16 protein-coding genes and 4 pseudogenes are annotated in these 20,632 nt (G+C 62.2%); 15 read left to right on the top strand and 5 right to left on the bottom strand.

Annotated elements, in window-relative coordinates:
- Window positions 1-451: 451 nt before the first annotated feature.
- The 12 genes and pseudogenes from NKI95_RS30880 (at window position 452) to nolL (ending at window position 11,851) form a co-directional block, all read left to right on the top strand.
- The gene (locus NKI95_RS30880) at window positions 452-1,414 is read left to right on the top strand and encodes an ArdC family protein (protein WP_352721599.1); all 963 of its coding nucleotides are present in this window, start codon (window positions 452-454) and stop codon (window positions 1,412-1,414) included.
- Window positions 1,411-1,614 (top strand): hypothetical protein, encoded by a 204-nt coding sequence (locus tag NKI95_RS30875; protein ID WP_352549568.1) that lies wholly within the window; start codon window positions 1,411-1,413, stop codon window positions 1,612-1,614. The genes NKI95_RS30880 and NKI95_RS30875 overlap by 4 nt, the downstream gene beginning before the upstream one ends.
- Before the next feature lie 14 nt (window positions 1,615-1,628).
- Window positions 1,629-2,048, top strand: a complete 420-nt coding sequence (locus NKI95_RS30870) for a DUF2958 domain-containing protein (protein ID WP_352721598.1) — start codon at window positions 1,629-1,631, stop codon at window positions 2,046-2,048.
- A gap of 77 nt (window positions 2,049-2,125) precedes the next feature.
- On the top strand, window positions 2,126-3,847 hold the full coding sequence (locus NKI95_RS30865) for a ParB/RepB/Spo0J family partition protein (RefSeq protein WP_352721597.1): 1,722 nt from the start codon (window positions 2,126-2,128) through the stop codon (window positions 3,845-3,847).
- 541 nt (window positions 3,848-4,388) lie between these two features.
- Window positions 4,389-4,712 (top strand): DUF736 domain-containing protein, encoded by a 324-nt coding sequence (locus NKI95_RS30860; protein ID WP_023672372.1) that lies wholly within the window; start codon window positions 4,389-4,391, stop codon window positions 4,710-4,712.
- A 151-nt stretch (window positions 4,713-4,863) separates the two neighbouring features.
- Window positions 4,864-5,133, top strand: a complete 270-nt coding sequence (locus NKI95_RS30855) for a helix-turn-helix transcriptional regulator (protein ID WP_023679653.1) — start codon at window positions 4,864-4,866, stop codon at window positions 5,131-5,133.
- Window positions 5,130-5,678 carry a signal peptidase I gene (lepB, locus tag NKI95_RS30850; protein ID WP_352721596.1) on the top strand — a complete coding sequence of 183 codons (549 nt, stop codon included), beginning with the start codon at window positions 5,130-5,132 and terminating at the stop codon, window positions 5,676-5,678. Before NKI95_RS30855 ends, lepB begins: the two co-directional genes overlap by 4 nt.
- Window positions 5,666-6,352, top strand: coding sequence for a lytic transglycosylase domain-containing protein (locus NKI95_RS30845; RefSeq protein WP_352721594.1), 687 nt, complete (start codon window positions 5,666-5,668; stop codon window positions 6,350-6,352). Before lepB ends, NKI95_RS30845 begins: the two co-directional genes overlap by 13 nt.
- A 193-nt stretch (window positions 6,353-6,545) precedes the next feature.
- Window positions 6,546-8,516, top strand: coding sequence for a relaxase/mobilization nuclease RlxS (gene rlxS / locus NKI95_RS30840; RefSeq protein ID WP_352721593.1), 1,971 nt, complete (start codon window positions 6,546-6,548; stop codon window positions 8,514-8,516).
- Window positions 8,517-9,497: 981 nt separating this feature from the next.
- Window positions 9,498-9,611 (top strand): annotated as a pseudogene (locus NKI95_RS30835) (SMC-Scp complex subunit ScpB); the annotation flags it as partial.
- A gap of 425 nt (window positions 9,612-10,036) precedes the next feature.
- Window positions 10,037-10,171, top strand: a complete 135-nt coding sequence (locus NKI95_RS30830; RefSeq protein WP_352721591.1) for a hypothetical protein — start codon at window positions 10,037-10,039, stop codon at window positions 10,169-10,171.
- Window positions 10,172-10,778: 607 nt separating this feature from the next.
- Window positions 10,779-11,851: pseudogene (gene nolL, locus NKI95_RS30825) on the top strand (nodulation factor fucose acetyltransferase NolL).
- Window positions 11,852-11,860: 9 nt separating this feature from the next.
- On the opposite strand, the pseudogene NKI95_RS30820 reads toward nolL, so the two are convergent.
- Together NKI95_RS30820 and NKI95_RS30815 are read right to left on the bottom strand one after the other, a co-directional pair.
- Window positions 11,861-12,100, bottom strand: a pseudogene (locus NKI95_RS30820) (hypothetical protein); the annotation flags it as partial.
- Window positions 12,101-12,808: 708 nt separating this feature from the next.
- Window positions 12,809-14,455, bottom strand: coding sequence for an MFS transporter (locus NKI95_RS30815; protein ID WP_352721589.1), 1,647 nt, complete (start codon window positions 14,453-14,455; stop codon window positions 12,809-12,811).
- A gap of 442 nt (window positions 14,456-14,897) precedes the next feature.
- Here NKI95_RS30815 and NKI95_RS30810 point away from each other — a divergent pair.
- A pseudogene (locus NKI95_RS30810) lies at window positions 14,898-15,911 on the top strand (class I tRNA ligase family protein); the annotation flags it as partial.
- 229 nt (window positions 15,912-16,140) lie between these two features.
- On the opposite strand, the gene NKI95_RS30805 reads toward NKI95_RS30810, so the two are convergent.
- Window positions 16,141-17,286 (bottom strand): trans-sulfuration enzyme family protein, encoded by a 1,146-nt coding sequence (locus NKI95_RS30805; protein WP_352721587.1) that lies wholly within the window; start codon window positions 17,284-17,286, stop codon window positions 16,141-16,143.
- A 92-nt stretch (window positions 17,287-17,378) separates the two neighbouring features.
- Between NKI95_RS30805 and NKI95_RS30800 the strand changes: the two genes are divergently transcribed.
- Both NKI95_RS30800 and NKI95_RS30795 read left to right on the top strand, forming a co-directional pair.
- Complete coding sequence (locus NKI95_RS30800) at window positions 17,379-18,023, top strand: helix-turn-helix domain-containing protein (protein WP_352721586.1); 645 nt, start codon at window positions 17,379-17,381, stop codon at window positions 18,021-18,023.
- A 49-nt stretch (window positions 18,024-18,072) separates the two neighbouring features.
- Window positions 18,073-18,708: an FMN-binding negative transcriptional regulator gene (locus tag NKI95_RS30795; RefSeq protein WP_352721585.1), complete on the top strand. Its 636-nt coding sequence runs from the start codon at window positions 18,073-18,075 to the stop codon at window positions 18,706-18,708.
- A gap of 1,000 nt (window positions 18,709-19,708) precedes the next feature.
- Here NKI95_RS30795 and NKI95_RS30790 read toward each other — a convergent pair.
- Together NKI95_RS30790 and NKI95_RS30785 are read right to left on the bottom strand one after the other, a co-directional pair.
- Window positions 19,709-20,218 (bottom strand): GNAT family N-acetyltransferase, encoded by a 510-nt coding sequence (locus NKI95_RS30790; RefSeq protein WP_352721583.1) that lies wholly within the window; start codon window positions 20,216-20,218, stop codon window positions 19,709-19,711.
- Window positions 20,219-20,503 carry a type II toxin-antitoxin system TacA family antitoxin gene (locus NKI95_RS30785; protein WP_352721581.1) on the bottom strand — a complete coding sequence of 95 codons (285 nt, stop codon included), beginning with the start codon at window positions 20,501-20,503 and terminating at the stop codon, window positions 20,219-20,221.
- Window positions 20,504-20,632 lie beyond the last annotated feature (129 nt).

Here is a 20,632-nt window from a genome sequence, read left to right as displayed (position 1 = left end):
CAGGTCGAGCGACTGAGTTCCAGGGACAGGAAGATAGCGCCGAGTGTCGTATGGACGGCATCGGTTTCAATCTCAGTCGCGTTTTTAGCCTTCATGTGTTCTGTCCCTCCAAGTTGTTCATGAGCAATGCGTCGGTCAAAGCGAGTTGATCGCAGCTGCGGTCATCGCTTCGCGATGTGGTTTTGGTTTTTGCCTGCCCCCGCTCGCGGGGTGGGCGACGCTCCTTTCTAGGCCCGCTGCGGCAGGCCGCAATGTTCGCTCCGCTCACATCCTCCACTCCGTTCCGGCCCTTCGGGTGCAGCCTGCCTCGTTCAGCGAGCCAAGCCAGTCGCGTTCTGCCGCCCACCCCACTCACGGGGCAGGCACGCGAGATCGGGATCGAGCGCTGCCTCCACCACCCATGGGATCTTCCGGGGAAAGGCGCGGCGATTGGCGAGCGGAGGATGAGACGATGCATGTAAACAGCAAGCGTTGTGCCAGCGGAGAGGCTGGCGCAGGCAAGTGCGGGCGCCCGGGCGCCAGCCTTTATCAGGAGATCACCGACCGCATCATTGCCGAACTGGAGCGCGGCACCGTGCCATGGGTCAAGCCATGGGGCAGCGCAAAGGCAGGCCTTGGCCTGCCGAGGAATGCATCCTCTGGGCGCATCTATTCCGGCATCAATATCCTCATCCTGTGGGGCGCGGTCATCGAGCGCAGCTATCCCAGCCAGAACTGGCTCACCTTCCGGCAGGCGCTCGTCCTTGGCGGCAATGTCAGGAAGGGCGAGCGCGGCACGACCATCGTGCATGCCGACCGCTTTGTCCCCAAGGACGAGAAGGAGCGCGCACGCCACGAGGGCGATGAACCACAGGCCGTGCCTTTTTTGAAGCGCTTCACCGTCTTCAATGTCGCGCAGTGCGATAATCTTCCGGAAGACCTCTATGCCGCCGCCGAGCCGCTGCCTCAGTGCGAGATCGTGCCGCAGGCCGAGACGCTCATTCGCGCCAGCGGTGCGGATTTCAGGGTCGGCGGCGATCGCGCTTTCTACATGCCGGGCAGCGACCACATTCAGGTGCCGCCGCAGCCGGCGTTCCATCACCAGATCGACTATTACCGGACCTGCTTTCACGAGCTTGGCCACTGGACCGGCCACCCGACGCGGCTTGCTCGCGACCTCTCCGGCTCGTTCGGCTCCAAGGCTTACGCGCGTGAAGAATTGGTCGCCGAAATCACTGCCGCCTTCGTCTGCAGCAATCTCGGTATCGAGCCGACCGTGCGTCATGCCGATTACATCGGCTCATGGCTGAAGGTGCTGCGCGAGGACAATCGCGCCATCTTCCGTGCCGCCAGTCTTGCTTCCAAGGCCGCCGATTTCCTGTTTGGCCTTCAGGCCGATGCCGAAGGCGAGGCGCAGGAAGGGATTGCGGCATGACGATGCGCGATCCTCAACTGACCGCGAGCGAGCCGACGCCGCAAGGCGAGCAGATGCTCATTCCCGGTGTCCGGCCGATCACCACGCGCGATCGGCTCACCCTCCTGATGGACGCGCCGATGTGTCCGCGCGCGGCGCAAAAGCCGCTCGATATCGGCCTCTTCGATGAAGCCAGCAGAAATCAACTCGACCTGTTCTGACAAGGAGTCTTTCCATGATCCTGATCACCGATCCACTGCGCGCACGACTGCTCGCCAATGGCGCCGCCGACGCCGACATTGACCATTTTCCGGTTGTGAAACTGTTTAATCCCACAGGTGCCGCCACGTGGCTTTTGACCGAACTCGACGCCGATGGCGACACGCTGTTCGGCCTTTGCGATCTCGGCTTCGGCTTCCCCGAACTCGGCAGCGTCAGTCTGGCCGAGCTTGCATCCGTAAAAGGTCCGCTTGGCCTCGGCATAGAGCGCGACCTGCATTTCCAGGCGCGCTTTCCGCTCTCCGTCTATGCCGAAGCCGCCCGCATTTGCCGCCACATCACCGAGGCCGAGCGACTTCTGCGGCAGGCAGCAGACGCCCTTTCAAAGTCCCATTCCGAGCTTCCGTCCGACACGGCGGAACAGCAGCGCCGATAGGCGCAAAAACCGTCCCGCCGCGCCGGCCTTCGGCCTCTGCGGCGGGACAACCTCAACCAAAGCGAAGGAGAGTAACCATGCAGCTTGCCCAGATCCCCTTGGATCGGCTCAACATTTCCGCGCTCAACATGCGCCATGGAAAACGCGCGCCCGACATTTCCGATATCCTGCCATCCGTGCGTGCGCGCGGCGTGCTGGTGCCTCTCCTTGTGCGGCCCAACGGCCAGCCGGAAACCTTCGAGATCGTTGCCGGCAGGCGGCGCCATTTCGCCGCGAAATCGCTTGCGGACGAGCGCGGCGAAGGCGATCCCTTGCCCTGCGCCATCATGGAGGACGGTGACGACGCCGATGCGCTGGAAGCCTCGCTGATCGAAAACCTCGCCCGCCTCGATCCTGACGAAGTATCGCAATGGGAGACGTTTTCGCGGCTCGTCAGGCAAGGCCGCACCGTTCCAGACATCGCTGCGACCTTCGGCATCACTGACCTGAAGGTCAAACGCATTCTGGCGCTTGGCGACCTCTTGCCCAAAATCCGCGAAGCCTATCGCCGCGAGGAGATCGACGCCGAGACGGTGCGCCATCTCACCATGGCGTCCAAGGCGCAGCAGAAGGACTGGCTGGCACTCTGTGCCGATCCCGATCAATACGCGCCGCGTGGCTTTCAATTGAAGCAATGGCTGTTCGGCGGCCAGTCGATTTCCACCAAGGTGGCGCTGTTTGCCATCGACGAATATCCCGGCCTGATCACCTCGGACCTGTTCGGCGAGGACAGCTATTTCGCCGATGCCGACCTGTTCTGGCAAAAGCAGAACGAAGCGATTGCCGCCAGACGCGACACCTATCTTAACGACGGCTGGAGCGAGGTGGTGCTGCTGGAGCCGGGCCAATATTTCCACGGATGGGACCACGAGAAGACCCCGAAGAAGAAGGGCGGCAAGGTCGTCATCACTGTCTCGCATCGCGGCGAGGTCGAGTGTCACGAGGGCTGGCTGTCACGCAAGGAAGCGCGCCGCGCCCGCGAGGGCGGCGAGCAAGAAGAAACAGCCGCCAAGCCGCCGCGCCCCGAACTCACCGGCCCGATGCAGAACTATGTCGATCTGCATCGCCATGCCGCCGTGCGTGCGGCCATGCTCGACCATCCCGCCGTGGCGCTGCGCCTCGTGGTGGCGCACGCCATCACCGGTTCCGGCCTGTGGCAGGTGCGCCGTGAGCCACAGCGCGCAGCCAACGAGACGGTGACTGCCAGCCTTGCCGGCTGCAAGGCTGAAGCTGCATTCGGCAAAAAGCGGCACGAAGTGTTGGCCCTGCTCGGATCACCGGATGAGGATAGCGTGATCGCCGCCGGCAATGGCGACGCCTTTGCTATCGCCGGCGTGTTCGCGCGCCTCTTGGCGCTCTGCGACGACGATGTCATGCGCGTTCTCACCCTTGTCATGGCCGAGACGCTTGCAGCCGGCAGCGCCGTCATCGAGGCACTCGGCAACCATCTGAACGTCGATATGGGCGCATGGTGGCAACCGGACGACGCCTTCTTCGACCTCTTGCGCGACAAGGAAATCGCCAATTCGATGCTGGCCGAGGTCGGCGGCAAGCTGGTCGCGGACGGCAATGTCGCCGAGAAGGTCAAGACGCAAAAGAAGATCATCCGTGACTTCCTGGCGGGCGAGAATGGCCGCCAGTGGGTCGAGAGCTGGCTGCCGCGCTGGATGAAATTCCCCGCCGAAAGCTACACCAGCCGCGGCGGCTTCCGCACCGCCGATCAGTGGACACAAGTGCAGCCGCTGTTCGCGCGCGAATAGTCGATCAGGGCCTAAGCGGCGGTTCTCTCGAGTACCGCCGCTCAGGTCGCCCGCGCCGCTCCGGGGCCGCGCCGGCTGCCGATTGGTCGTCTTGTCGAGCCAGTGCCGCGCGAGAAATCCCGACGCCAACTCGCCCCCATTTCGGCAGCCCTGCACCGCGCCGGGTTGCTTGCCGAGGCGCTCCGCGCATGGGCCAATTACCGATCGGGTTGCCGACAGAGCCCGCGCAGCAAGCCCCCTGCATTGCCGCCCGCTCTTGTGCCGCCGATCGCGCCACCTGTCTCCATGCGTCTCAGGGACCATTCCCCTGCGGCTGGCTTGACGACCTATGGGCGGATCCGGCCCGCCCGAAACCCTCGCCAGCAGCTTTTTTCCCCGCCGCCTGCGGCGGCTTCCTCGCGCCGCTTCGCTTCAAAAAAGCTGTCCGCTCGGGTCCTCCGCTATCGCTGCGGCCGTCCCGGTTCCGGCGGTCCGGACGCGCCCATCACGGTCCGCCATCGCAGGGGAATGGTCCCCGGCGAGCACCAAAAGGAGACTGAAAATGACCGCGATCGGATACGTCACCAAACAGGAAAACGGCGGCTACAAGGGCCAGCTCAAGACGCTCAGCGTCCGCGCCGACATCGACATCGTGCCCAATCAGGCAAAGAGCGCCGACACCCATCCCGACTTTCGGGTGCTGACGCAAGGGGTCGAAGTAGGGGCCGGCTGGATCCGCACCGGCGAGACCTCCGGCAAGGACTATGTGAGCCTGTCGATTGCCGCCCCGGAGTTCGGTCCGCGCAAGCTCTACGCCAATCTCGGCCGCGCCGCCGGCCAGGACGACGACGACACATACGCCATCATCTGGAACCCGGTCGACTGAACCGCCAGCCTCGAGCCCCGCGCCGCCACCGGCGCGGGGCTCTTCTCAAGAAGGGGCGGCGAAAACTCGCCCCCCACTCTTCGCCCGTCCCCAAAACGATCTCGCTCGCCGATCCTCGCCTTCGCTTGTCCGTAACGAAACGAGGACCATCATGGACGACGAAAACGAACGCGCGGCCCGCGCGAAGAAGGGCAGTCCGTTTCTCAACACCGCGCAGGCCGCCTTCTATATCGGGCTATCCCAGCGCACGCTGGAGAAGATGCGGCTCAAGGGCGGTGGCCCGCAATTTCGCAAGCACGGCCGCTATGTCCGCTATCACATCGACGAGCTCGACGACTGGTCGAAGGGACGCGCGCAGGAGACCAGGCCCGAGGATGCCGGGCATGATTCCGGCTCGGCCGGTGAGGGAGGCCGCTCATGAGCCGGCGTCCCACTATCCGTCTGATCGGCAGCCATCTGCGGCGCGTTCGGGCGCGCAAGACGATCGCCGTGGCCACAATAGGCCTCGGCCTGATCGGCTTCGCCGCTTTCGACAACCCATCGCCCTGGCTGGTGTGGAACGCCTCGGCCAGTGCGCCGGTCGGCCTCTATCGCGTCGCGTCCGGATCGCCGGCCCGTGGCGATCTCGTGCTCGTCCGCCCGCCAAAACCGGTCGCCGATCTCGCCGCCGAACGCTTCTATCTGCCCAGCAATGTGCCGCTGGTCAAGCGCCTTGCCGCGCTGCCTGGCGAGCATGTCTGCGCCTTCGGCGACGCCATCATCATCGGCGGCGAGATTGTCGCGCGCCGGCTGGCAACCGACACGCAGCACCGTCCGCTGCCTTGGTGGAATGCCTGCCGCAAGCTCGCCGCCGACGAGTTTTTCCTGCTCGGCAACGATAGAAATCACTCCTTCGACAGCCGCTATTTCGGGCCGGTGCCGGCCGAAAATATTGTCGGGAGGCTGGTGCCGCTATGGACCGAGTAACCCTCCTGATGCTGGGCATGGTCGCGATAGCGCCATGCGCCTGTTCCGCCGCGACCGACGCTCAGCCGGCCGCCATCTCCCGTGGTCCGCAGCTGGCAAGATGGCAGCCCTTGGTAGCCGAAGCAAGCCGGCGTTTCAGCATTCCACAGCCCTGGATTTATGCCGTCATGGATGCCGAAAGCCGGGGGCAGACAATGCTGGACGGACGGCCGATCGCCTCACACGCCGGCGCCGTTGGCCTCATGCAGGTGATGCCCGGCACCTACGAGGAGATGCGCGCAGAGCTTGGCCTGGGGGCCGATCCGCACGACCCTCGCGACAACATTCTGGCAGGCACTGCCTATCTGCGCGCCATGTATGACCGCTTCGGCTTTCCCGGCCTGTTTGCCGCCTATAACGCTGGGCCGGACCGCTACGAACAGCATTTGCAGCGTGGGCGACCGCTGCCCAGCGAGACGGTTTCGTATCTGGAAGAGCTGAAGGCGGCGGGGATCTCGGCCGCCGACATGGACGCGTTCACCGGCAAATCCCGTTCCGGAAAAGTGCTGGAAATCCCGTCCGGGCAGTCGCTGTTTTTCCTGCGAAACGGTGTTTCCGCGACCGATCCGAATGGCCAAATCGTGGTGCCGCTCGGATCGGAGCGAGCAAGGTCAGGCCGGCCGGATCGCAGGTGAGGGCAGGGGTATCCTGGGTCGGGCGGGGCAGGGAGGCAGGGAGGCAGGTCCGCGGAAGGCAAGATAAAGGCATCGCCTCCTGGAGGCGGCGAAGTCTTTGTCTGCACATCGTTTTCCACGGAGGCTGCCTTCAGCGTCAGGAGAGCTGCTGCCGACAAACCTCTGATATTGCTTAAGATTACTAGGAGGCTCAATGCAGGATGAAGAGTTCAAGCCGAGCCTGGGCAAAATCGGATCGCGCGGCTCGAAGGCAGGCAAGCGTTTCGCCGGCCAGATCCGCGCCGCGATCAACCGAGCCGGCGGCGGCAGCGGTCGCCGTGGCCGCTTCATCGGAAGCCGGGCGGGGCGCGGCGGGGCTGCTGCCGCCGTTCTCAGAGCGCGCGACCCCCACGCGGCGTTTCGGCAGCGACGCGCCGTCGTCAAGGCGCGTATCGTCAAGCTGGCCGGCAAGGGTGTTGACGGGGCACGTGCACACCTTCGCTACCTCCAGCGCGACGGCGTCACCCGCGAAGGCGAGCCTGGCGAGCTCTATAGCGCCGACAGCGACCGCGTTGATGGCAAGGCCTTCATCGATCGTGCCGATGGCGACCGGCATCAGTTCCGCTTCATCGTCGCCCCTGAAGACGGCATCGAGTATGATGACTTGAAGCCGCTCACGCGGCGCCTCATGGCGCAGATGGAAGAAGACCTCGGCACCAGGCTCGACTGGGTGGCCGTCGATCATTTCAACACTGGTCATCCGCATACCCATATTATCGTCCGCGGCAAGGACGACCGCGACGAAAACCTAGTCATCGCGCGGGACTACATCTCGTCTGGAATCCGTGAACGGGCGGCCGAGCTGGTCAGCCTGGACCTTGGCCCGAGAACGGACCGCGAGATCGAGCAACGCCTGCGCCAGGAAATGGAGCGGGAACGCTTCACCAGCATCGATCGGCAGCTGCTCCGCATGCGCGACCATGAGGGGCATGTCTCACCGGCCAGCCGAGACACGTTTCGCCAGACGCTGCACCAGGGCCGCCTGCGCAAGCTCGAGCGGATGGGTCTGGCTGAGGAAGTCGGCTCGGGCCGCTGGCGCCTTGATGGCGAGCTTGAAGCGACGCTGCGCCGCATCGGCGAGCGGGGCGACATCATCAAGACCATGCACCGCGAACTGACCGGCAAGGGGCTCGCCCGCAGTGCCGCCGACTATGTTGTCCATGATCGATCTGCAGAGCAGATGCAGCCTGTCGTCGGCCGCATCATTGCGCGCGGCCTGGCCGACGAAATCACTGACCGCCATTACCTCGTCGTCGACGGCGTGGACGGCAAAAGCCACTATGTTGATATCGGCAAAGGCGAGGCCACCCAACCGACGCCAGAGGGCTGCATAGTGCGGGTCACGCCGAGGGACACCGGGCCAAGGCAAGTCGACCGCACAATTGCCGAGATCGCCACGGCCCATGACGGGCGCTACAGCATCGATATCCATCTCAAGCATGACCCGTCGGCCACCGAACGCTTTGCCGAAACGCACGTGCGGCGACTGGAGGCGATCCGCCGGGCGACCGGTCGTGTCGAGCGCGAGCCGGACGGCACCTGGATCGTCGCACCGGATCATCTCGACCGTGTGTCTGACTACGAGCGTCAGCGGGCCGGGGCCGAGCCTGTCACGGTTGACAAGCTCTCATCGACGCCGCTGGAACAACAAGTCAGCTTCGACGGCGCCACCTGGCTCGATCGAGAGCTGGTTTCCGACATACCGGAGGCCTTGCACAGCTCTGGTTTCGGCCGCGATGTCCGAGAGGCGCAAGGCCGCCGACGGCAGTGGCTGATTGCGCAAGGTCTTGCTCGGGAAGAGCAGGACCGGATCGTCTATCGCGCCAACATGCTTTCGATGCTGCGCCAACGCGAGTTGAACCGCGTGGCCGGCCAGTTGTCGAACGAACTCGGTCTGCCCTATTCTGAAGCCCAGAGTGGAGATCGAATAGAAGGCACGCTCCGCCGCTCCGTCGAGCTCGCCGGCGGAAAATACGCTGTCATCGAGAAATCGCGCGAGTTCACGCTGGTGCCATGGCGGCCGGTGCTTGAGCATCATATCGGCAAGGAGGTTTCCGGCGTCGTGCGTGCAGAGGGGATTTCATGGACCATCGGCCGGCAGAGAAGCGGACCAAGCATTTCGTGACATGGCTACACAACTTCTTTTGCCCGCGTTGAAACGGGTACTCAGTCCGGACGGGGTTCGCCTGCTGGTTGCCCGCGGCATGGAATTGGCGAGGGATAAATGGCTGGTCGTGCAAGACTTATCGTTCGCTCTACAAAAGCGCCGCGATCCTCCATCGTGTTCCATGGTTCTGAGCCAAAACCCTCGTGCGCCACCACGGCACTCTTCCCGGTGCCACGGAAGCCGCGCCGACGCGGCGGTGCCGGCCTGGTTGCACAGGGCTGCCCCCGACCCAAACAGTTGCGGCGCATTGAGGATATTGCAATCACTGACCGTGCGGCCATCGGCGCGCTCGATGAGATGGTCCGCCAGCTAGAGAGGTGGGCTGGCGCCTTGTGACAGCGCCTAGGGCTTTCGGCGGCCGTGGTACGGCGAAGCAGGCTCGCGGCGTCGAGGATGAAGCCGCACTTCGCGATGTTCTTCTGCTCACACGACCGGGAGACAAGGTCGACCCCGCGGGCCGGATGCTGTTGACCGGGCGTGAACTGGCAGCCCATCCCGCTGAGGATCTTCTAACGGGAGAAACCTCGCTGCGGTGGGGAAGATTTCGATCGTCGCCCGCGACGACGAGGCGGTCAGCGACCTGACCAGACGAGCTCGGCAGCTTTCCGCTGCGGCATGGTGACCGGCGCGATCATGGCCGCCGAATGAGATCGCTTCGAACGCACACGGATGCTGGCTCGCCGACGCTTTACTGGCGCAGCGCCTGGGAGGGGCAATGCGGTGCCGCTACTGGGCACCGAGGCAGCTTTGGGCATGAGACCCGATCAATCGCGCCGGGCCGCGACGGTCATTGCGGCATCTGGAGTCGAGGCCGGGTCAGACCGGGGGGAAAACTGCTCGTCGCCTAGGAGCCCCGCGTTGCGCGCCGTCGATCTTTCCGCCCAACTCGGCGCCGCGCGGACCGGGGCTTGCCATTGCCCCGAAACTGAGGCCAAGGCGACCCGCCCTGCGTATACCGACGCCCGCCGCGCCGCCGTCGGCGGAAACGAGCGAGCCGTGGACCTCACACAATCTGAGGTGCTGGTGACGATCTGCATCACCTACTTCCATCCGCACTCCTGCCCACGAGCGCGCCCGCGGTGCTGCGAACCCGCCGACGAATATTTGGCAGAAGCCGGAGTAGGCGCTCAGCCGCGACGTTTTTTTTGGCCTTGACCGGGCCGGGCGGAGCGACCCGAGCGTCGGGACAAAAAGCCGGGAAGGGGAGGGCACCAGCCCGGTTGAAGCCAAGAGCATGATGATGTGAGGACGATCTGCTGGCAAGAATTTGCGGAGATCGATGCTGTCCTGGCGCGCTCGTCGAAGATTCTGAGCGGCGCCGACGTGGCTGCTCGAAGGGAGAACACTTCACTGCGTGACCGGCCGGATCTGATTACGATCTCCATTGGAATAAAGAAGAACGACGGGCCGAATGGCAGGGCTGATCGCCAAGATGCGCAATCTGCCGGCTGTCCTGCGCGCGTGCGGGAGACGCCACCATGAGCTTTACGACAAAATTGCCGGCACAGGCCGATTTCAAGAAGGTGTTGCTCCAATGCTATCGAGGAGGCGATCGCACGCACCGCGAGATCGGCCAGTGCGGATTCTTGGCCAAGCTGCTCGGCGCGTCGTGAGATGTTGCCCGTCGGATGGGTGATGCTTTAGATCAGGCGGATCTCCACCCAGTCGCCGCGCAGGTCGAACCCAGCGATTTTGTGGCACGCGCTCGAAAGGTGCTGCACCGCGGGAATTGCCGCCTCATCCATGCACTGCAAGAGTCGCGAAAGGACGGTGACCTCCGAAGCAAAGTCCTATCCGTGGGCGGTCACGTGCCCTGATGCGCATGTATCCATCGTGCGAATGCGTTCCATAAACACAATCGATTTTACCGACCAAAGAGAATAGCGGATACGGTCCGCTTCTTGAGGAAGGCTTATGGACCGACCGGCGCCGCTTGACCATTCGAAACCAATCGAAGTTGGCCGGCGCGAGCCCTGAGTTCCGGTTGATCTACATTCCAGGCGGCGGCACTGCCGCTATTGAGGCGATGAGGACGAAGTTCAATGGAAATATTGCGGCCTTCTAGCCCAGAACAGGCCTGTTCCGCTTGTGTCGTGCTGCGGCCCTCCATCCTCTCCGATTGGGGTGCGACAATCCAGAATGGGATCCGAAGATGCCGTGCGTGAACAGCTCTAGAACCAAAGTGGAAGCAGTAACGGCAGGATATCGGCTGGAGGTCTGATGCTTAATCACAAAACAGTCGGTTCGAAGGGGCGCGACTCGCGCCCAGAAAGGGTAAGGACCGAGACCTAAGCTTCGATTTCGCCAAAGGCGTACTCATTATCTTGGTGTTAGTTGGGCATCTATTGCAATATGTTGTCTATCGAGGCACTGACGCCTTTTGGCTGTCGCCATATTTTAAGTCAATCTACATGTTTCACATGCCTCTCTTTATGGCGATAAGTGGATATCTTTCTTCGGGAGCGATTCTGCGCAAATCGTTCCGTCAAGGCGTCAGTGATCGAGCAATGCAACTAGTATTGCCCATGCTTTTTTGGTGTGCGTTGATTTGGATATCGAAGGCCGCCGTAATGTCTTCGGCGAACAGTTTAACCAGTGGAATGTTGGATTTTTTTAGGGAGTTCATTGGCACATACTGGTTCATCTGGGCAGCTTTCGCGTCCTTCGTCCTTATTAAGTTGCTCACGACTTTCAATGGCTCGTCGGTGTGGATCATAGGCGCATCTGCAATTGCGATCGCGTTCGCGCCCGTCTCGTGGTCAATAACCCCGTTGGTACGATACACATACCCGTTCTTTTGTTTGGGGTTCTTGTTTGCGCAGCCGATCGGATGGCAGGCAGCTAGCATCAGGCGCCACAAGGCTATTTTTGTGGTGTTACTTTCGATGGCTGCGTTCATGTGCTTTCTTGTTTGGGGAAAGGAGACGTACGTCTACAACAATCTCGTCTGGATCTACGATGCACAGTCGGCCAAACAAGTGTTGCTGATGTTCGCTGGCTCGGTAGCAACTTCTGCAGTGGCGATGCAGCTTATATTCCTATGCTGGAGAGTTGGCTATTCAACTCGCGTAGCTCGCTTTGTCGCGGTGGAGCTTGGTCAGAGCACACTGCTGCTTTACCTGCTTCAGGGTGCCGTGTTTCGCTTCATGGATCTCATACCGTTCGGAGAACTTTGGGATCTCACGAGCAGAATCGAGTTCGCCACTTTGCTTGGTGCGGCGATTGCTGTGACAGCGATGACAATTCGCAGGATTGTGCGCCACCTTGGATATGTGTCGCGGAGCTATGCTTAATTAATGATGTGACTGCCGACAGTTGGCATTGAAGTCATTGGCGAGCCATGCCGGCGTGGCATTCCCCTCACGGATCACTTGATCCGCCGCCCGAAGTAAGGCGTGCCTGTAGGCCGGGATCGGTCCCGAATGCTCGTAGGACGGCAATTCGCTCGGGAGCCCGATCAGATTTGAAGCTCCGCGACCGTCTGGCGCCGACGGCAGCCAATAGAAGCGCGTCTGACCGATCGTCGCGTCCATCTCCAGAAGCCCCGCTAGCAGGTTGTGACCATTGCTGTGGCAATGCAGCAGTCCTGGATGGCTGCATCAAATCCACGCGCGCGCTGAAGCATCGTGAAAAATTCATGGAATATTTCAGCTGATAAAATGAGCCGATTCAATTTCGATCGATCAATCAGCGCCCTTCTCGGGGCTGTCGGTCCGCGTCGCGCCTGACGGCGGCGCTATGCTGGTGCTCCTACGGCCGCCCTGTTGAACCGCTTTCTCCAGCACCGAACTTAATTGGTCCCGCTGGCGGACATTTCGATGCTTCCGCCTTGTAGGCCTTCTTTGTTGCGGCCGGCTCTGCGGCACGGCTGCGCCGACGTGAACGTGCTTGGCGGCACGTTTTGTGAGGGAGGGAAAGAGGCGCGCGGCCCTCTCCCTGCAAGCCGCCGATGGCGGATTCCTCCGTCTGCCCGCTTCGCTCCGTGCAGACCGGGGAGACCCCGCCGCCCCCTTGCTCCCCGCTGCTCGCCACGATGCAGGGGGACAGGCGACCTGAACCCGTGCCCAAGCCGATCTGATGTCAGAGGCGGTGGGGCTGGACATGGGCCGCCCGTGGTGGACGTACCTGCCACACAAATCCTCATGCTCGCCTAACCGGCCGCAACGTATGGCAATCCGGGCAGTCCCGATGAAAGATGGAGTAGGTCTCGGCCATTCCCGTGTCCGAACCCAGAAAAGTTACTGGTTTCCTTAAGGGCGCGATACAAAGGGCACAGGCTGGACTTGGCTGCCGGGGGCGGGGCTTGTCGACCGCTCGATCGAAAGTGAGAGACGAGGAGGAGAATCACCGACCTGCAGAGCGGCAAGGCGCTCGCCTACCTCCCTGTCAGTCACCGTTAGCCGATGGTTTAGACGAAGATAGTCCGTCCATGTCGGCGTGCGGAATGTCTCGGTCCAAAGAGTCGAGTTCTGAAGATCGCGCTGGAGGGTCCAGTCCCGCGCACCGGCACGGCTCTGAACGCGCCGCCTTTCGCGCATGCAGCTCAGAAATTCCTCGATATTCTCCTCGGGTATCGAGTACTCCATCTTGATCACGATCGGGCCGCTCCTGGGCTTCAAATCGAGGGCCAGTTCTGGTGGCCTGAAGTCGAAGGCCCCTTGATCCGATTCCTCCCATAGCCGTACCGGCAATAGCTTTCCCACAGCTGCAACCAGCAACAGCGCCGCTGCAGCACCTTCCAAAGCCCACGTCAGGGAATAGTACTGCGCGACAGCACCCCAGATCCAGCTGCCCGCTGCCATGCCGCCGTAGGTCAGGGCGTAATAGATCGACAGGGTGCGACCAACGACCCACCTTGGGCTTGCCAACTGCACACACACGTCGGTTCCGGTCCAGGTGACAACCCAGCCTGCGCCAGCGATTGCAAGCGCGATCGCTGCTACAGCCACCGATGATGTGAGAGCCAGTAAAAGGCAACACGCTGCGCAAGCAACGGACGCGAGCGTGATCAATCGATTTTGGGACGTGATGCGTCGCAAGTAGCTATTGCCAATGCCCGCGATGAAGGCGCCTGTGCCGAAGCCGGCCAACAGGACGCCGTAAACAATTGGCCCCCCCGCCAGTTGATCGCGAACCAGGAGGGGGAGCAGAGCAAGGATCGAGATGCTTGACAGCCCGAACAGGGTTGCGCGCACGATCGCCACTCTGATCTCCGAGGAGATTGCCGTGAAGCGCATACCATCATGAATGGCCGTCGTCATCCGCTCGCGCGGAAGAGGCGAAGAGCGAACTTGCCACTTGGAGCGCAGTACAGCGCTCAACGGCACCAGGTCGGTCAGCGCAGCGAAGGCGAAAGCCGTAAGGGGGCCCAGCAAAGCCAAAATTACACCGCCCAGCGCCGGTCCTATGCTCCGAACCACGTTGTACCCCACCGACATCAGCGTCACTGCAGCGGGTATGTCGCGCTTTTCCAGGATGTCGCCGACCGAGGCGTGCCAGGCTGGATCATTCAAGGCAAAGCCGCATCCCGCCAAGAAACTCAGTCCCAAGATCAGCCATGGACTGACAAAGCCCAGTCCAACAGAGAGAGCCAGCGCCATGGATGCCAGTGCGATCAGACAATGTCCGGCAAGCATCACGCCGCGGCGGCTGAAGCTGTCTGCAATTGCTCCAGCAAGGATCGACAAGAAGAAGGCGGGCAGTGTCGATGCAGCCTGCACGAGCGCAACCATCAGATCGGAGGCTGAAATCGTTGCCATAAGCCAGCTTATGGCCACGCTCTGCACCAGCCAGCCAAGGCTGGATATCTGCGTGGCTGTCCAGATCGAACGAAAGACCGGATTCTGAAGAGGAATCAGTGTGTTTGCCGCAAAGGGCGGGGAATCTTGACGCCGCATGACTTCTCACCTCCACCACGTAGTTCTTTCGCTCACTCACTTGCTGACAGCGGTGCGCTTACGCACAGCTGCGTCACAACCAAGTTCCGATATCGCGCTCGCAACAAAGTAGATGTCGCATCCACGGTGCTGATGCGCGATGAGTGTGCCAGTTGGGCGTCAGCTGGTCTGGGTCGCGCAGCCCGATGGGGTGCGGTCTGCCCTGCGACTCTTGGCCTTGTACGGTGCTACCGCCCCGATGGCCGGGTTGTCAAACTGCCACGGTGCTAGCAGCGCCCATCCCATCCTGACAGGCATGAGCATACGACGCAGCGGATCGCTGGTATCGGAGGCGGGTGCAAGATCAAGGGTGGCATCGTCTTGACAAGTACGAGCTGGTGGACGCCTTTGCCCGACCTATCACATCGGCGATTTATGGGGCCGCCGTTCAACTCGTTGGTCTATGCACAAAAAACATAATACGCTTGAAAAGACGTTTCGTGCCGGCGCAGGCGCCGAGGAAGGGGCTGAAGCCTTCACCATCGTCATCCCGCCGCCGAATGTCACCGGCTTGCTGCATATGGGTCATGCGCTCAACAACACGCTGCAGGACATTCTGGTGCGCTTCGAGCGCATGCGCGGCAAGAACGTGCTGTGGCAGCCGGGGATGGACCATGCCGGCATCGCCACGCAGATGGTGGTCGAGCGCCAGCTTATGCAAAAGCAGATTCACCGCCGCGACCTGACGCGCGATGAGTTCATCGACAAGGTGTGGGAATGGAAGGCAGAATCCGGCGGCGCCATCCTCAACCAGCTGAAGCGGCTCGGGGCCTCGGCCGACTGGAGCCGGGAGCGCTTCACCATGGACGAGGGCCTGTCCAAGGCCGTGCTCGAAGTGTTCGTGACGCTCTACAAGGAAGGGCTGATCTACAAGGACAAGCGCCTTGTGAATTGGGACCCGAAGCTGTTGACCGCCATCTCGGATCTCGAGGTCGAGCAGCAGGAAGTCAACGGCAACCTCTGGCACTTCCGCTATCCGGTCGAAGGCATGACCTTCGATCCGGAAAATCCGAAGACCTTCATCACCGTTGCGACGACCCGCCCGGAGACGATGCTGGGTGATACGGCTGTCGCCGTCCACCCCGACGACGAACGTTTCCGGCATCTCGTCGGCAAGAACCTCATCCTGCCGATCGTCGGCCGCAGGATCCCGGTGGTGGCGGACGAGTATTCCGATCCCGAAAAAGGCAGTGGTGCGGTCAAGATCACGCCGGCGCATGACTTCAATGATTTCGAGGTCGGCAAGCGCCACCGGCTGCCGGCGGTCAACATCCTTACCGTCAATGCGGCGGTCACCCTCACGGACAATGACGACTTTCTCGCCGGGCTGGAGGTGACGCCGGAGCGCCAGGCGGTCTGGGACGAGCTCGACGGTCTCGACCGTTTAGTCGCGCACAAGAAGATCGCCGAGCTGATACCGGCGGTTTCCTCGAAAAGGTCGAGCCGCATCGCAGGCCTGAAGCGACGGTTGCGGCGATCCTGAACAAGGTGCGGTCTCTCCGCGCCAACGCATCCGACACCGAGATTTTTGATCGAAATCTAAGCATCGTCGAAGATGCTTTGCCTGATCTAGGCGCCCAACCGTAGCAGGCCGCATTGCTGCGCCAGCCGCCACGTAAAGCGCTGCCAGAGTTCCTGCACCCGCGTCATTCGGCTGCCGCTTTGAAGGTTCCGCCTAGGGCCTGCATCAGATCATCGATAATGTCCTGAGGATGCTCAAGTCCCACTGACATTCGCAGTAATCCGTCTGGCGCCTTGGACTTGGCACCCTCGACGGATGCGCGATGCTCAATCAGAGAGTGCGTCCCGCCAAGGCTTGTCGCCCTGGCAATAACCTCGAGGCGGCCGGCCACGGCCATCGCAGCATCGGCTCCGCCTTTGACGATAAAGGATAGCATCGCTCCGTAATGGCTCATTTGCCGCTTAGCGAGATCGTGTCCCGGATCAGTTTGCAGGCCAGGAAAAAGTACTTTTTCGACACGCGGATGAGACGCCAAAGCCTCAGCAACCTTCTGGGCGCCTTCGCAATGCGCGCGCATGCGTACCGACAATGTCTGCAGGCCCCGCAATGCCAGCCAACAGTCGAATGGCGCTGCGACGCTGCCCTTGTGTCTCTGGACCATCCGCAGTGGGCGACCGAGGGGTGACGAGTGCGGGACAATGACGACGCCCGCCATCAAGTCCGAGTGGCCGCCGATGTACTTTGTCGCCGAGTGCATGACCGCGTCCGCCCCAACTTCGAGGGGCCGTTGAAGCACTGGAGTTGCCCACGTGTTGTCCACTACGGCCAAGGCGCCAGCCTCGTGCGCGATTTTGCAGATGGCCGAAATGTCGACAACGCGGATCATCGGGTTTGACGGCGTCTCGAGCCAGACGAGGCCAGTCCGCTTCGACGTGACCGCGGCGCGCACGGCATCCAGATCGCGCATGTCGACGGCCGCAAAGTCGAAGCGAGACCCAATGTCGGTCTCGTCAATCAGCGAACGAATGCCGAAATACATGTCATCCGGCAGAACGATCCGACCCGTCGACGGATGGCTCTCAAAGACTGCAGCGATTGCAGCCATGCCCGACGCGAAGGCAATGCCATCTTCTCCGCCCTCGAGCGCGGCCATGGCCATTTCGAACGCGTTGCGTGTCGGATTTCCATCCCGGGTGTATTCGAATCCGGACGGAAACGAGCCGTCGACGCTACGTTGGAACGTCGTGCTGGTGTGCAGCGGCAAGGATACCGCCCCCGTGGAAGCGTCGACAGCTCGGCCGCAATGGATCGCCTTCGTCTCAAAACGCATCGGTCATTTCCTCCCTAACGGCGCAGTTGCGCAATTCCAGGCCGGTCATTATATTGACCGTAATAGGTGAGCCGAGGCACTAAGTCAATATAATGACCGACGTTACGACAGCGTTGGACTCCGAGCAGGTGCTTGGCCAAGCGATAGCGGTTCGGATCCGACAATTGAGGCGCGACCAGAACCTGACCCTGGATCGACTGGCAAAACTGAGCGGCTTATCCAAGGGAACCGTCGTCACGCTGGAGCAAGGCAAGGCGAACCCCAGCATCGGCATACTTTGCCGACTGGCGGCGGCGTTTTCGCTTTCGGTGGCCGATTTGTTGAATGACCTTCCTTCCAAAGTTCGCCTTCCTATTGAGCGGACAGAGACGAGGACGCTTTGGACAAGCGCTAAAGGAAGCTTTGCACAACTTCATTCATCCACCTCGGGACGCACGATGTTCGAACTGTGGAGCTGGGTCATTATGCCGGGCGACGTGTTTTCCGCAGATGCTCATAGTCCGGGTACGCGCGAGCTGATCTCGGTCGCTCGGGGGTCCCTAAGTGTCGTGGTGGGTACCCATGCAGTAATTTTGAGCCAAGGCGAGAGTGTGCGGCTTGTCACTGACCAACCGCACTCATACGCGGCGGCATCTGATGCGCCCGCCCACTTCTCGATGGCAGTTCTTGAGGGTGGTGGACAGCGAGATCCGGGGCCCTCATCGACGGCAACGAAGATGCCCGGGCCCGTTCCGTGAGACTTCGTCGATCACTAACAACCGCCCATTCACGACAGGAGATATACCGTTGTACGTTCCGCCCCATTTTGCCGTCCGCGATCAGAACGCCCAGTTTGACCTTATCGAGAGACACCCGCTCGGTGTCCTGGTCACCCACAGCAAAGGCACTTTGGACGCGAACCACATCCCGTTCGAGCTTGACCGCTCGAAGGGAGACAAGGGCGTCCTCAATTGCCATGTTGCCCGCAAGAATCCAGTCTGGGAGGAAGTCGCCAATGGCGATGAAGTCCTCGTTATCTTCCGTGCGGCCGACGCTTACATCTCGCCGAACTGGTATCCAAGCAAGCATGAATTCAAGCAGGTGCCGACGTGGAACTATCTCGTCGTCCACGCCCACGGACGCATCACTGTCCGGGATGATGAGCGCTATGTGCGCCGTAACGTGGCGAAGCTCACTCACATGCATGAAGCCTCGCAGCCTGCCTCGTGGAAGATGGGCGACGCGCCGAAGGACTTCATTGACACGATGGTTAAGGCGATCGTCGCCCTGGAGATCGAGATCACCGGCCTGGTTGGTAAATCAAAACTCAGCCAGAACAAAGAGGTGCGCGACATTCAGAACGCTGGTGAAATGCTGAATGCCCGAGGCGTCAATGGGATGGGAGAAGCGATGCTCGCGGCTGCGGCGGCCCAATCCCAATAGCATCTATCTTGTCCCGATAAGCCGCTGGTGCTGGATTTCCAAAGGGTGACCTTGAGAGACAAATGCTTCGGCTCGCCGGAAACGCGACCAGCACCTGACCACCCGCTATGCGGCAGATGGACAAGAACTCAGGCCGCCATCGCCAGCCACATCCGCAATGCCGCCGGATCGATGGAAGCTGCTTACCCCGCCAGCCTTTCCGGTCATGTCGCCTGCGGCGTCAATACCTCGAACAGCAGCCTGGCGCTTAAACCGAGTTGCGTGTTCGGTATGGCGGCACAGCGGTTTCGAGATCGGAGCCGACTGGCAGCGAACGCCACCCCCCACGGTGGCGATGCCTCGCAGCCAGGTTGGATGACCAAGCAGCCGGGATGTCGGCAGGCTTGCACCCGTTTCAGATGCGAGACGGGTCAAGACGATCATCCTGCACAACGTCACGCGGCGGTGGGCCGGTTTCGAAAAGGGCCGGCCCCGGCCGTTCATACAAGTGGAGTTGGGGGCGGGGCCGGATCAAGCCTATCGGGTCGGACCCGCCGGGACCGCGCGTACATCATCCCGGCAACGCCAGGCGCTCGTCCGGCGCCATGCGGGCTTCGGCTTGGCGCGCCGAATGTCTGGACCGGCATCGCGGAGCATGGCGCACCAGTCTCCCACATTGTACGTAGTCGCCATGCTGCCCCTGGCCAGATCGCAAATGACGCACGGCTTGTTCGCGATGGCGAGCTGAAGCACGTTGACGGCCGTGCCGGGCCATGCGCCGTCCCAGACTATCATCCCAAAGTCCGCGCGCCGCGCCATCTCCCGGTCTTTGGCGGCTGGATCCAGTATCCTCTAGCGCCTTCACGAGAGGGGACCTGGTAGGCAGCCCAGTCGCCCAGATTATTGCTAGCTTCCTCGCTCTGACCGCCGTCTCCCTCTGGCCCTGCGTGAGGGATCGTCATCCGGCTGCAGGCCGGCGCGCCCGGACGCTGCCGCTGCCGGAGGCGCTACGCGCGTGGAGCTAGTGGCCTTTGTCGGCCAGCCAGAGGCCCACGTCCTGGATCGAGCGCATGAGCACCGACGGATTGTCCCGCGCGGGAATGAAGCCCCAGCTCTGCCAGTAGCGCTCGGCCTCGGCGTCGATCGCCCGCACCACCACCGCGCGGCCGCCGATGATGTCGGCGCCGGCGACGCAGCGATGCAGCGCGTCCTTGACCAGGCCGCTGCCGATGCCTTGTCCGGCATAGCGATGGTCGACGGCGAGTTGTCCAACCAACAGGCAGGGGATCGGATCGGGCGGGCGTCCGGTGCGGATGGCGCGCGGTGCGCTGTTTGGCTGGATCACGCCCGGCGCGAGGCCGCAATAGCCGACGACTGTTCCCTCATCGTGAACGACCAAGACGCGGGTAAAGCCGCGGACCTGGTTCGTTCGCGCGAAGCCGGCCAGCCAAGCGTTGAGCGTCGGCTTGCCGCAATCGAAGCTGTCGAGGCGGTGCGCGTCGTCGAGGAGTTCGATGCCTGAAAGCGCCACCTAACGGTCCCAGGGCGGGGACCGACGCAGCCGCTCGGCCGCCTTCGGCGGGGGCGAAGCGGCGGGGGCTGAGATCGCCTGCATGAAGGCGTCATAAGCTTCCGGGGACACGCGGATGACGGTTTCGTTGAGGATGGCCGCCTGCGCCTCGTGCAGCGCGGCGCGCCGCATGAACTCCGTGCGCGACAGGCCGAGCAGCTCCGCGCCGCGGTCGATGATGGTGAGATCATCGTCGCGAAACCGCATCGAGACGGGTGTTTCCTTCCTGGTGGCTGTGGTGGCCATGGCGCGCTCCTGTACTGCGGACGTATATACGGTAGTGTAACGCGGAAGGCAATACTTAGTTCCCTGGTGACGTCTCGTGGACGGATGGCCTCAGGACTTCTCGCGCATCGGTTCTTCTCGGCTTCTCGC

The sequence above is a fragment of the Mesorhizobium sp. M0306 genome (assembly GCF_040321655.1).
Taxonomy (GTDB): domain Bacteria; phylum Pseudomonadota; class Alphaproteobacteria; order Rhizobiales; family Rhizobiaceae; genus Mesorhizobium.
The sequence above is the reverse complement of the archived record's forward strand: the minus strand, read 5'-3'. Positions and strand labels throughout refer to the sequence as shown.